Consider the following 12,578-nt stretch of genomic DNA (forward strand, 5'->3'; position numbering starts at 1 on the left):
TCTAGAGCGAAAAGTTTTCTTCAAAGCCTTGGCGTGTCATCGGGCGGTCTATTTCTAAGCCTTCACCGCCCAAAACTTCTAAGGGTTTGCCATCTACATCAATCCACACTTTTGCGTCAGGTTGTAAGGTTGTTGCTGTATAAATAACCTGTGCCAAACGACCGCTCATCGAGGCGCTACCGCCTCCGGTAGTAAATTCTGTTGATAAATCAACGTGAATGCCATCTTCTTGAATCTTCAAGCTGCGAAGTTTGGTTCCTTCAGGAATAGTACTACTTGCAATTTTGCCGTCAATATTTGCCAGTAAACTATTAAAAGCTGCTGTGAGTACAGCGTCGGGCTGGTCGGTGTTGACTTCAATCGGCGTAGGAACAAGCTCTAAATTCCTGCCCGTGTCTTTGAGTAAGTAGATTCTTGCGGTGGTAGATTGTACGGTAGCGGGCGGTGTAGGATTCTGGACTACATTGGGTGCAACGTTGGGCGTAATGGGATTATTTGCTTGAAAACCCCACCAAGCAAGACCCCCGCCCGCCGCTAAGGCTGCGGTGACAGCGAGGGCGATCGCACCTCCAGAAATAGGGTTAACTTTTTGTTGTCGTGTCATTGGTTATCTCCTAAGACTTTTTAAAAAATCGGGCAGAATTGTCTACGCGTACAAAAGCAGCAATTTCTAGCTGTTGGCGATCGATCGCTAACTTTAAAACTCGCGCGCTGATGCCGTAAGCTTCTAGTTTGGCGAGATTGAGTTGTTGATTGAGGTTGCTTGCGATCGCATCCACAATTTGTGGTGGTACTTCCTCCTGGTTTACATATATTACGGGGTCAACAAGTTGAATTTGCTGTCCAGCAATAATATTTAGTCCCATCTCTACTTTAATCCCTAGGGGCGAGGCATCAACTTCGGTTAGTTCTACTTGCAATCGCAGACGGTTGGGTAATAATTCCACGCGGGGATTGACGGCTTGCAAGCGTTGTTGCTCCCTAGATGGGGTTCGGAAGATATCAAACCCCAAGTTTTGCAACCTATTTACTACAGCTTTTGGCTTCAAAGCTTGATTGGTGTTCTGGGAATTGATAACTAGACGTATCTCAGCTTGTAAAGGTTGCTCTAGTTTTGGTTTTCCTCGTCCTAGACTAGGGATATCTAAGTCAATGGGGTCGGTTTCTAGTTCCAACACTTCTAGGCGAATAGCTGGCTGTTTTAGCCGCAAACCTCTACCAGCTATACGGGCTTTTTGAATTTTACCTTGCAATAGTTGGTGACTGGGAGGGTTGTCGATGCGGACTTGTAGCTGTTCAACACTGGCAAACTGCGAAGCCGTGCGTGCGCGCAAGCGCTATCGCAGGGCATTACTTGCCACCTTTTCGACAACTAAGCCTGGACGCGAAACTAGACCCAAGAGGCTAGATAGGAAAATTGTTAAAAATTCCACCGTTGTGCTTTGTAAAGCTGATTGATGTACTACTGACTTTTTTAGCGATAGATATATTGATTTCTAAAGCTTGAAGAATTTTACCTTCTTCTAGTTCGGGATTTTCAGTAAGGTTATTTGGGAGAGCAATATTTCTTATTGGTTAGTTTTTAAGGGCTAGAAAGGTAGGAGGGTTGAATAGTGGATGTAGAAATTGTTCCTTGCTCCGTTGAACATCTTGAAAAGCTGATTGAGGGTGAGAGTGCTTTTTTTGAAGTTTATCGGTTTCAGGTAGTTGACCGATACTTACCTAGGGGATTTAGAGCAGTGCTTCAGCACAGCCTCAACGAAATGCAAGCTAAGCAAATTTGGCATCCGTGGCTATGTTATTTATTTTTCTTTCGTCCCGATCGCGTAATAGTTGGACTTGGAGGCTTTAAATCCGTTCCCGATGATAACCGCACAGTGGAAATTGGCTACTCCGTCGCTCCAAGCTATCAAAATAGAGGTGTGGCAACCTCGGCTGTAAAACAACTTATTGAAATTGCGATCGCATCACCGTTAGTTGACTGCGTTTGCGCCCATACCTTAGCAGAGCCTAACGCCTCGACTAGGGTATTACAAAAGTGTGGAATGACCAAAGTAGCGGAAAGTATCGATCCAGAAGATGGAGCGGTGTGGAAGTGGGAGATTAGCGCAGGCATCGAGGAAAATAAATGAGAATGCTATGAACAATACCTCAAAGACGAATTGGGAGAAACTTGACTCCCTTACAGAGGAAGAAATTGACACTTCTGAGATTCCGCCATTGACAGAGGAGTTTTTTAGTAAATCGCGGTGGTGGAAACCTGTAGAGCCATTAAATGTTCTTGTTCAGGTAGATCCCAACACACTAGCCTGGTTTCAGGCTCAGGGTGAGGATTATGAGAAGAAAATGGCTGCGGCACTACGGATTTATGCAGAAGCCCATAAAGCATAGTCAACAAGCATTTTACAAACTGAAAATTGGCGTTCTTTTGAAGTTCGCGCCCATTTCAAGCAAGACACTAATCCTACGAAAGTTCAGATTAGCGTTGATTTTGAAAGTAGTGGCATCCTAGAGATTCAAAACATTGAACTCTTGAAAGCGCCCGTAAAAGTGCAAGCTTAGAAAGTGAAAAATTATCTACTTTAAGCACTTAAGGCGGCTTTGATCCACTGGTTTAAAGTAGCTACCACTTCATCAATCAGGATTTCTTGAGATTGGCGGTTTTTTCTTTCGACTACTTCAACTTTATTTTCCTTCAGACTGCGCCCGGTAACGATTCTATAGGGTATGCCAATTAAATCAGCATCTTTAAACTTAACTCCTGCCCGTTCATTGCGATCATCTAGTAAAGTTTCAATTCCGGCGGCGTTTAATTCTGTGTATAGTTTTTCCGCCGTTTGCACTTGTTCGGTGTCGCTGATATTGGGAATGCAGATAATCACGTGGTAAGGCGCGATCGCAACTGACCAAATAATTCCATCTTTATCGTAAGATTGCTCTACAGCCGACTGTGCTAGACGCGACACCCCCACACCATAACAACCCATCACTAAGGGCAATTCCTCCCCTTGTTCGTTTGTATAGGTAGCACCCAAGGCTTGGGAGTATTTAGTTCCTAGTTGGAAAATATGCCCGACTTCAATGCCTCTTGCACTTTGTAGAGTTTGCTGAGGATTGTGAACCGCGCGATCGCCTGCTTTTGCTTTTTGCAGATCTATAGCTTGGGCGGGTTGTGGCAATTGTTGCCCCCAATTTGCGCCGACTACGTGGTAGTTAGATTCGTTTGCACCAGTAACAAAGTTTTGCAGTGAGGCGGCGGTTTCATCAACTAGGCGCAAGAATTTGGGATGGATAGTGCGATCGCTAGTTATATAATCGTCACCAATATCGGGCGCAATGTAACCCAAAGGTAAAGATTTAGCTGCCCATTTCTTCTGTGCTTCGGTGTCTGGAACGGTTAAAGCTAAAACATTTTTGGCGCTATATTGCCCAGCTACGCTACTTAAATGGTTTTGCAACTTAACTTCATTGACATCGCGATCGCCGCGAATGCTAACTAAGACTAGAACTGTCTTACCATTGTCATAAACTGCCTGATAAAGCACATTTTTAACTAAAGTAGTCGGCGAACAACCAAGCAGCTTACAAACTTTCTCGATTGTCTCTGTCCCTGGAGTTTCGCGCTTTTCGTAAGTTGTAAAGGGTGACGTTTCCGCATCGGGTGGCAAAGAAATAGCCTTTTCTACGTTAGCGGCGTATTGTCCATCTTCGGTATAAAGTACCTCGTCTTCTCCAGCTTCCGCCAATACCATAAATTCTTGGGAACCCGAACCGCCAATTGCGCCGGAATCTGCCTGTACGGCTCGAAATGCTAAACCCGAACGGCGCAGCATATTACTATAAGCCTGGTGCATATCGTCGTAAGTTTTTTTCAGGCTTTCGGTATCGGTATGAAAAGAGTAGCCATCTTTCATAATAAATTCCCGTCCGCGCATCAAGCCAAAGCGGGGACGAATTTCATCCCTAAACTTAGTCTGAATTTGGTAGAGATGTACGGGTAATTGGCGGTAAGAGCGGATGGTTTCGCGGGCGACAGTGGTAATTACTTCTTCATGGGTGGGACCTAAGCCTAATTCTCGATCTTGACGATCTATGAGGGAAAACATAATCCCTTCGGCTTTGGTGTAAGTATCCCAGCGTCCAGATTCGCGCCACAACTCCGCAGGTTGCATTTGAGGTAACAAGCATTCTTGCGCGCCTGTCGCGTTCATTTCTTCGCGCACGATCGCCGAAACTTTTTGCAATACGCGCCACATTAGAGGTAGATAAGCGTAGATACCGCTACCAATGCGACGGATGTAACCTGCTCGGAGTAATAATTTGTGACTGGGAATCTCTGCCTCTGTAGGATCTTCCCGCAGAGTAACAAATAACATTTTTGAAAGTCGCATTGCTCGTAACCTATCTGTAACTATTTGGCGATCGCAATTTTTAGTTTAAAGCATCCCCAGGCGCAGATTTTAATTAGAAAAAGAGGCGATTTCTAACTACTGAGTAATGCTTCCACAAATTCGTAGCTAGAAAAGGGGCGCAAATCTTCTATCCCTTCCCCCGCACCAATAAACCGAATAGGTAAACCTAGTTGCTGCACTACTGCTAAGGCAATTCCACCTTTAGCCGTGCCATCAAGTTTAGTTAAAACCACACCGCTTAATTGCGCTGCTTCGGCAAAAACTTCCGCTTGTCTCAGTCCATTTTGACCGAGAGTAGAATCTAATACAAGCAGCGATTCAACCTTGGCATTGGGGGCTTTTTTGTCTACAATGCGGCGAATTTTGCTTAGTTCGTCCATTAAGTTTTTTTTGTTTTGCAATCGTCCCGCCGTGTCTACTAGCAATAGTTCTGTAGAACGAGACTGCGCCGCCGCGATCGCATCAAATACCACGGCGGCGGGGTCGGTATTTTGTCCGGGATTAGCTACTACTTCAATTCCACTTCTTGCGCCCCAGATTTTTACCTGTTCCACCGCCGCCGCCCGAAAAGTATCCGCCGCGCCAATCAAGCATTTATAGCCAGACTTTTGGGCAATGTGGGCGATTTTGCCAATAGTAGTAGTTTTACCTGCGCCATTGACCCCTGTCATCAGCCAAATATTGAGCGTGTCTTTTTCGGGGACAAAGGTACGGGAGTAAGTTTCTAAGGGGCGATCGAGCATATCGCGGAGGATTTGCTTGAGGTAAGCGATCGCTTCGTCGGCGGGTAAGGCTTCTTGCTTCAGTCGCTCTTGCAGGGCATTAATAATATAGTCGGTCGCTTGAACCCCAACATCTGCTTGCAATAGCAATGTTTCTATTTCCGTTACAGCAGCTTGATTGAGCGGTCCTTGACCGACTATTGCTTTCAGTTGATTAACTATACTGCGGCGCGTTTTATCTAATCCTTGCCGGAGTTTTTTTAGCCAGGTAATTTCTTCTAAAGAAACATCTTCCGGGCGACGACCTTGAGAAGCTAAAATTTCCGCTGACCACAAAAAGCCTTCATCAAAAGCAACTAATACGTCTTCTGTAGGTTGGACTTGTGGCAATACTTCCGGTTCAACTTCAATGGCTGTAGCTTTGAGCCTTTCTATTCTTGCTAATCTGTCAGCTTCAGCTTGCGCCCAAAATGGCAGAGGGGCGGTTTCTGCCTTAGTTTCCGAGTCTAGCTCTTTGGATTTGTCTTCAAGTAGCGTTTCTGAGTCTGGTTCCTCAGCTTGGGGAATAACTGTTGCTGACTCCGGATCTGGTTCGTCCACCTGCACAGCTTCCGATCCTAGCGTTTCTGAGTCTGGTTCATCGGCTACGGGAACTAGGGTTGTTGAGTTTGCTTCTGTTATTGAAGTTTCCGCCGTTACTTGTTGCGTTTCTGGCTCAGTTTGAGGTGGTGCAACTTCAGCAACGCTTTCTTGAGTAGATTGTGCTTGCTGTTGTTGAATATTTTGGTAAGCAGCTTTAGCCCATTTTAAGTATTCTGCCGCAACGTCTTCTTCTGAAGCTGTTTGTGCTTCTGGTTCTACCTCCGCCTCTATAACCGCAGGCTGTTCTTCTTCTGGATGCGAGGTATCTTTATCGTTAAATTGACGGCGGAACCAATTAAAAACCATTGGACTAACTTACATGAATGGGAGGAGTATTTTTGAACAAATCCAGGGCAGAATTTAATTTAATTAAGAAGCTGGAGCGGTGGGAGCTTTTAGTTGCTCTGTCACCCGGCGCATCACGCCATTGATAAACTTATATCCTTCATCGCTACTGTAGCGTTTGGCAAGTTCTACGGCTTCGTTGATAGCAATGCGATCGGGTTGACCTAAAAACAAGATTTCGCAAATCGCAATGCGGAGGATATCACGGTCGATTTTGGCTAACCGATTTACTTGCCAATCTACCAAAGCTTTTCCTAATATTTCGTCTATCTGAGTTAGCTTGGCGCTGACTGTAGCCATAATACTGATAGTATAGCTGCGGACTTCTTGTTGATTTGCCCTTTGAATCCAATCTGGCAATTCCAAGGCTACACCCAAGCGATTGATGGCGCTTTGAGTCACTTCTACAGCTTCGGTTACCATTGTCCGGGCTGACTCTACATCTGTAGAACGAATTTCACTGCTGAGCAAGCGATCGCTACTCCGTTGTAGTTCTCCTGACGCATTGGTGAGCGCGTCTTGGGCTTCGGTTGTAAGAACGCCGATTGCAGCAGACAGCAAAGTTGAAATTTCTTGAGTTTCTAGCTTTTGGGATGATTGTGGCAGTTGGCTCAAGCTCAAGAGTGCGAGTTCGCGGGCAACTTGGCGGGGTGTTTGGGTTTTCATAGAAATTAGGGGCGAGGAGGATTTATAGTAGCAATTTTTAGCGCCAAGTCTACATTTTTTCTATATGGGGTGCTTCGTCGAGTTTAAGGTCTGGCAATCCAGCGATAGAAGGTATGAGGGTATTGGGAGCAACAATTCCACCCGATACCACGACTTTAAAAGCATCTTCAATAGACATGGATAAATTGATTACTTCGTCTTCTGGCACTACCGCATACCAGCCAGTAGTTGGGTTCGGAGTAGTAGGAATAAATACACTTAGCACGGGGCGCACCATCTGCGCTTGAATTTCATTGCTCATGCTACCTGTGACAAAAGCGATCGCCCATATTCCTCGTCTTGGATACTCTACCAAAATCACGCGGCGAAATTTTCCATTGGTGTCTTTAAGTAAGGTTTCGAGGAGTTGCTTTAAAGTTTTATAAACCGCTCCTGCTAAAGGAATTGCTTCTAATACATCTTCGCCTACATCTAGCAACCACCGTCCAGCGATGTTGCGTGCCATTAAGCCTATGAGCAAAATGCACAATAGCGGTACAGCCAAACCCACTCCCAAGTTCAGCAAAGTTACTAAAATTGGGTTCATGTCGTCAAACGGATTTATTTGTTTAGGAATCCGCGTGAGAAAGTTTACAACCCAAGAAGCGATCGTAATGGTTAGCCAAATTGTCGTAGCTAGGGGAATTACTACTAATAATCCGGCAATTAAGTCATTTTTTAAGTTTTGTTTGAAGCGTTCGAGCACTAATTGCTCACTCTCCTTTGATAATTGCTTTTGGGATTTTACGCACTTGCAATCAAACCACAGCCTACACACAATCTATGTTCTTACTTTAAGTCCTGCGGGCAGCGTACTAATAATTACTTTTAGTTAAATTCACTCAGCATATAATTACTTTATTAACTAAGGGTCGTAACAATTATTCTTATTGTAGGGTAGATTGGGTTGTCGCCGAGCGATTTGCGCCAATTAGATTTCTTAAGCCCATCCAGCCAATAAAGATATAAGCAATCGATATCAACAAACTGCGGACAGTCATTCTAATACTAGACTGCAAAGCCTCTTGTCTAGCTTGGTTTACCGACTGCTGTTTTTGTTGTTGTAGTTGCGAGAGTCTCTTGCTACCAAGAGCAACGGGGTCGCTTTGCTCTGCCAAAAACGCTTCTAGAGCTTGGGGATTGGCTTTAAATTGGCGCAGCAATTTTTTTTCGGTTTCGGGAGTGCGATCGCTATTGAGGGCTTGATTAAACTGCTGTTCGTTTTGCAGTAAAGCGGTAACTTGGGCTTTGACTCGATTTTTTTCAGCTTCTAATTTACTACGGACGTTGGCATCGCCTAATTGATTTTGAAATTGGTTAAGCTCTGCTTGCAACTTAGCTTCTTCTTGCAAGGAATTTTGATTAATCCGCTCTACCGCCCTACTGCTTTCAATATTTACATTATTGATGTGTATAGGAATCATGACTAAAAACAGCAATCCCAATAAGCTAGATAATAATAGCGCCCAAAACTTTAAGCTCAACCATAGTGGCGGCTGAGTCAACGTATCGCTAGGACTGCGATCGAACCAGTATCCTACTAGCAAAAAAGCCAAGCCAATTACAGGTGTGATCCCCCGATCGATAGTGGCAGTGACAAAGCCAATTTGCCACAGTGCGTCTCGATTTCCCGGCGGAAAAGCCAAAATCACAAAATCTAATAGAAAAGACAAAATTAATACGATCCCCACCAGTTTCAAAATCTGGGCAATAAAAGGGGATTGAGGCTTGTTGATAGCTTTCATTGGTTTTAAGTAAGAAGTTATAAATAAAAGAACTTTAAGATTTGCGATCAAGATTAATAGCTTGTTCTAAGGCTAATTTTTCTTTCGCTCTACGTGCGTAAGGCTGGAGCTTAGTTAAATTTAAACCCGTAAGCATACTCAAATTTTCTAGCTTCATGCCCTTGCTCAACATTTCTATACACCACGTTTGCCCCGCTTGCTCAATGATTGGCGATCGCCCTTCCGGTGTCAACAAGCCCTCTGTTAGGGCCTGCCAACGCAAATCTATATCTAGAGAAGACATTGGTAGCCCAGAATCATTCAAAAATAACGCCGGATGCTCGTCTTTGCGACTTCTAAGCCACCCAGTCAAGGGATTGCGAGTGTAAGAGCCATAGCGTTTACCCATAATCCATTGGTTGACGGGGACTTGTCGCACATTACCATTTAGGGTTATTTGTAACAAGTGGCGATCGCTCTGGTTAATTTGGTGCGACTTTTCTAAACTAGCTATTTCCTCTTTTGACAAACCAGAACCAAATAAAACGTACATCAAAGCGTAGTCTCTCAGTTGCGCTTTTTTAGCTCTATATAAAATCTCGTGGACTAAAGAAGCTGGCAAATCGTTAATAGCGATTTCTGTACCAGTTTGTTCTTGCCTGGGTTGTAACAATAGTACCAAGTTGTCAATAAAATCTTGGCGATCGCGCCACAATTGTTGGTCAGTGCAAGTATTTTCAATGATGGAGTAGCCTAATAAAGCCGCCAGGAGCATACTTGCTAGTTTTTCTGGGGCTAATCCACAATCGGGCGATTTTTCCATAGCGGCGGCGAGATACCTTGCCACGTAGCTATTTGCCTCACTTATGCCTTTTCCTAGCGCTTGGCGGTTTTGGGGGGGATAGTGCCTAGCTTCACCAATTAAAGATAGTAATAAATCTGGTGCTTGGGCTACAGCTTGCAGGTAGGACTCCGCATATTGAGTTATAGCTTCTCCTAAACTATTTACTTGGGCGGGAAATTGTAATGCCGAGCCTGGTTGAGCAAAGGCTGCGGATTCTTCTAACACTGCTAACAGCAATCCCTGCTTATTGCCAAAATGCCGGAATAAAGTTACTTCATTGACTTGTGCTAATTCTGCTACGGCTTTAGTTGTTGTCTCTGTAACTCCAAGAGACGTAAATAGCTCTAAGGCTGCATCTATTAATTTTTGTCTAGTTAAATTTTGCGTTGGCATAAGAATGTAAGTAATACTTGCATTTTGAAAAAGTTGTTGTTAGACTAGAAATGTAAGCAGCACTTGCACAACTTTAATTAATATAGCGCTTCTGAGTGCGAGGAAAGCAGCGCTGGCAATCTTTTACATAAGGAAATTTATGACTGCAGGCTCCGTCGTGACTGAGAGTAAACCCCTTACTCTTAGCTGGATTAGTATCGGTTTTTTTGCAACTTTCCACCTCTTGGCATTGTTAGCGGTGGGGTGTTTCTCTTGGTCAGCGTTGGGAGTAACATTATTACTACATTGGCTATTTGGTAGTATTGGGATTTGCTTGGGTTATCACAGATTATTGAGCCATCGTAGTTTCCAAGTGCCAAAATTATTGGAATATGCGATCGCAATTATCGGCGCTTTGGCAATTCAAGGCGGACCAATTTTTTGGGTAGCGGGACATCGCTTGCACCACGCCCACACCGAAGATGAAGAAAAAGATCCTTATTCTTCCAGGCGTGGTTTTTGGTGGAGTCATATCATTTGGCTTTTCTACCCACGTCCAGAATTTTTTGACTATAAACAATACAGTAAATTTGCTCCAGATTTAGCCCGCGATCCTTTCTATCAATGGTTGAATCGCTACCATTTGCTTTTGCAAATTCCTTTAGCTGCCTTGTTGTACTTTTGTGGTGGGATGCCTTTTGTTATCTACGGTATCTTCCTAAGGTCTGTACTACTTTGGCATAGCACTTGGTTAATTAATTCAGCAACACATATTTACGGCTACCGTAATTTCCCTGACTCCAAAGACAATTCCCGCAATCTATGGTGGGCGGCGATTCTAACTTATGGTGAAGGCTGGCACAATAACCATCATGCTTATCCCAAAGTCGCTAAAGCCGGATTGCGTTGGTGGGAAGTTGATGTAACTTGGTGGGCGATTAAAACTTTACAGATGCTTGGCTTGGCGAAAAAGGTTTCCATGCCACCAACTAGGTAAAAGTGCGATCGCGTTTGTTTAAACTTTGCTCAGCAATACAACCAAGTACCACACAGCTATCTCATAATTGTGTGGTTTTTTTATTGGTACTTACCTCAAACTACTCAACAGTTTGATAATCCTTAAATTTGTAGCTTTAATAAAAACTTCAGTATTATTACACTAGCAATTACTAAGAGATAAATTAGCAGCCCAATAAACTTACATTTTTTTTTGTAAAAACACTCAAATTAAGTATAATTACTATTCCTATATTGCCAATAAAAAAGTTAGATTGATGTTAATTTGACGAACCAAAAAGCTACCTTTACCCAAAGCCGTCAAGCACGTGAAAATAGTGAATAAAGTCAAACTAATCTATCAATTAGTATTGCTTAGTAACTTTGTAATTGGAGAGTTATTATGATTGCAGATCGAGTTGTGTCAAGCCTCGTTGATTCCGATTTAGATTGGGATAGAAAGGAACAGTTGAAAGACGAGCAGAAAAATAGGAACACTACAAAAACATTCCCATTCCATCTTTCATTGTGCATAAGCGATATGGAAGCAACTCGTCATTTCTACAAAAATATTTTGGGAGTTGAAGAACGCCGCGCTTCAAAAACATCCGTCCATTTTGATTTTTATGGATGTCAACTTACCTGCCATGAAGTACCAGGATATAGTGCCAAAAACATCCAAAGAGAAGTAGATGCCGAAGATGTACCTGTTCCGCATTTTGGAGCAGCTTTAAGCTATGAAGTATTTGAAGCAGTTAAAGAACGTTTAATGGCTCACAATACCAACTTTATCAAAAAACCCCGCGTTCGATTTCTAAATACCGGACACGAACAGCACGTAATGTTTGTTGAAGATCCTTCTGGTAATGGAATTGAAATTAAATCTTTCACCAAAGCGCCTGTAGGAACTTGGGCTTAAGTGTAGCAAAATATTTAAAAGTAATTTGTTGCAAGTTAGATAAACTGTAAAATTGTTAGCAAGAGCATTATATAAATTTAATGCTCTTTTAATTGTAATTAAATTAACAACTATGACTGCCGCAGATATATTAGTTTTAGCCATTGGCGGGTTAGTTTCAGGAGTTATGGCAGGTTTGCTAGGTATTGGTGGCGGCGTAATATTAGTACCGCTTTTAGTTTCTTTGGGTAATGAACCTATCAAAGCCACTGCCACCAGTAGTTTAGCAATTGTGATTACTTCAATTTCTGGCAGTATTCAAAATTGGCGTATGGGTTATTTTGATTTACAAAAAGTACTTTACTTAGGGATTCCAGCTTTAATAACTGCTCAATTGGGCGTAGTTTTAGCAATTAATATTCCGTCTTATGTGTTATTAGGTTTGTTTGGAGTTTTACTACTAACCAATATTTATTTAGTTCAACTACGGAAACAATTGCTTGCTCAAGGAGACAGTAACAAAAAGCCATTTAATCCAACTATTGCTAGAATCGTGACGGGAGGTGCAGGGGGGCTTTTAGCAGGATTATTCGGTGTAGGTGGAGGGGTAATTATGGTTCCCTTGCAAATGCTGCTATTAGAAGAAAATATTAAACTAGCAATTCAAACTAGCTTAGGAGTAATTATTAGCACGGCGGTATCGGCTTCTATAACTCAAGCATATGCAGGAAATGTATTGTTTATTCAAGGAACAATTTTAGGTTGTGGTGGGTTGCTGGGGGCGCAAATTAGTACGCGGGTTTTGCCAAAATTACCCGATAATGTCGTTAGTATTGTATTTCGGAGCTTTTTAGGAATATTATCAATTTATATTTTTTATCGAGCTTGGTTGAGCTACCAAGGGTTAGCCAGCTAATT

At 43.0% G+C, this 12,578-nt stretch carries 13 protein-coding genes; 5 read left to right on the plus strand and 8 right to left on the minus strand.

The annotated features are described in order from the left end of the window. Window position 1: 1 nt before the first annotated feature. Complete coding sequence (locus tag AC2VE5_RS06980) at window positions 2–604, minus strand: GerMN domain-containing protein (protein ID WP_486887042.1); 603 nt, start codon at window positions 602–604, stop codon at window positions 2–4. Between the two features lie 10 nt (window positions 605–614). Then, window positions 615–1,334: an LmeA family phospholipid-binding protein gene (locus tag AC2VE5_RS06985; protein WP_486887043.1), complete on the minus strand. Its 720-nt coding sequence runs from the start codon at window positions 1,332–1,334 to the stop codon at window positions 615–617. Window positions 1,335–1,613: 279 nt separating this feature from the next. On the opposite strand from AC2VE5_RS06985, the gene AC2VE5_RS06990 reads away from it, so the two are divergent. Next, window positions 1,614–2,132 carry a GNAT family N-acetyltransferase gene (locus tag AC2VE5_RS06990; protein WP_486887044.1) on the plus strand — a complete coding sequence of 173 codons (519 nt, stop codon included), beginning with the start codon at window positions 1,614–1,616 and terminating at the stop codon, window positions 2,130–2,132. Beyond that, the gene (locus tag AC2VE5_RS06995) at window positions 2,125–2,391 is read left to right on the plus strand and encodes a BrnA antitoxin family protein (RefSeq protein ID WP_486887075.1); all 267 of its coding nucleotides are present in this window, start codon (window positions 2,125–2,127) and stop codon (window positions 2,389–2,391) included. Before AC2VE5_RS06990 ends, AC2VE5_RS06995 begins: the two co-directional genes overlap by 8 nt. A gap of 191 nt (window positions 2,392–2,582) precedes the next feature. Here the strand turns inward: AC2VE5_RS06995 and proS are convergent, their stop codons facing one another. The 6 genes from proS to AC2VE5_RS07025 all read right to left on the minus strand — a co-directional run bounded on the left by proS (window position 2,583) and on the right by AC2VE5_RS07025 (window position 9,787). After that, entirely contained in the window at window positions 2,583–4,391 is a 1,809-nt protein-coding gene (gene proS / locus AC2VE5_RS07000) for a proline--tRNA ligase (RefSeq protein WP_486887045.1), read from the minus strand. A gap of 92 nt (window positions 4,392–4,483) precedes the next feature. Then, a complete protein-coding gene (gene ftsY, locus AC2VE5_RS07005) occupies window positions 4,484–6,082 on the minus strand; it encodes a signal recognition particle-docking protein FtsY (RefSeq protein WP_486887046.1) in 1,599 nt (532 codons plus the stop codon). 63 nt (window positions 6,083–6,145) lie between these two features. Further along, window positions 6,146–6,787, minus strand: coding sequence for a transcription antitermination factor NusB (gene nusB, locus AC2VE5_RS07010; RefSeq protein ID WP_486887047.1), 642 nt, complete (start codon window positions 6,785–6,787; stop codon window positions 6,146–6,148). A 49-nt stretch (window positions 6,788–6,836) separates the two neighbouring features. Next, a complete protein-coding gene (locus tag AC2VE5_RS07015; RefSeq protein ID WP_486887048.1) occupies window positions 6,837–7,532 on the minus strand; it encodes a DUF502 domain-containing protein in 696 nt (231 codons plus the stop codon). Between the two features lie 181 nt (window positions 7,533–7,713). Continuing rightward, window positions 7,714–8,571 carry a hormogonium polysaccharide biosynthesis protein HpsJ gene (gene hpsJ-B / locus AC2VE5_RS07020; RefSeq protein WP_486887049.1) on the minus strand — a complete coding sequence of 286 codons (858 nt, stop codon included), beginning with the start codon at window positions 8,569–8,571 and terminating at the stop codon, window positions 7,714–7,716. Between the two features lie 34 nt (window positions 8,572–8,605). Further along, window positions 8,606–9,787 (minus strand): TetR family transcriptional regulator, encoded by a 1,182-nt coding sequence (locus tag AC2VE5_RS07025; RefSeq protein ID WP_486887050.1) that lies wholly within the window; start codon window positions 9,785–9,787, stop codon window positions 8,606–8,608. A 139-nt stretch (window positions 9,788–9,926) separates the two neighbouring features. Here AC2VE5_RS07025 and AC2VE5_RS07030 point away from each other — a divergent pair, with 139 nt between their 5' ends. The 3 genes from AC2VE5_RS07030 to AC2VE5_RS07040 all read left to right on the plus strand — a co-directional run bounded on the left by AC2VE5_RS07030 (window position 9,927) and on the right by AC2VE5_RS07040 (window position 12,576). Next, window positions 9,927–10,763: an acyl-CoA desaturase gene (locus tag AC2VE5_RS07030; protein ID WP_486887051.1), complete on the plus strand. Its 837-nt coding sequence runs from the start codon at window positions 9,927–9,929 to the stop codon at window positions 10,761–10,763. A gap of 402 nt (window positions 10,764–11,165) precedes the next feature. Continuing rightward, the gene (locus tag AC2VE5_RS07035) at window positions 11,166–11,681 is read left to right on the plus strand and encodes a VOC family protein (RefSeq protein WP_486887052.1); all 516 of its coding nucleotides are present in this window, start codon (window positions 11,166–11,168) and stop codon (window positions 11,679–11,681) included. 112 nt (window positions 11,682–11,793) lie between these two features. Then, window positions 11,794–12,576 (plus strand): sulfite exporter TauE/SafE family protein, encoded by a 783-nt coding sequence (locus tag AC2VE5_RS07040; protein ID WP_486887053.1) that lies wholly within the window; start codon window positions 11,794–11,796, stop codon window positions 12,574–12,576. Window positions 12,577–12,578 lie beyond the last annotated feature (2 nt).

The sequence above is a fragment of the Aliterella sp. E5.1 genome (assembly GCF_057473825.1).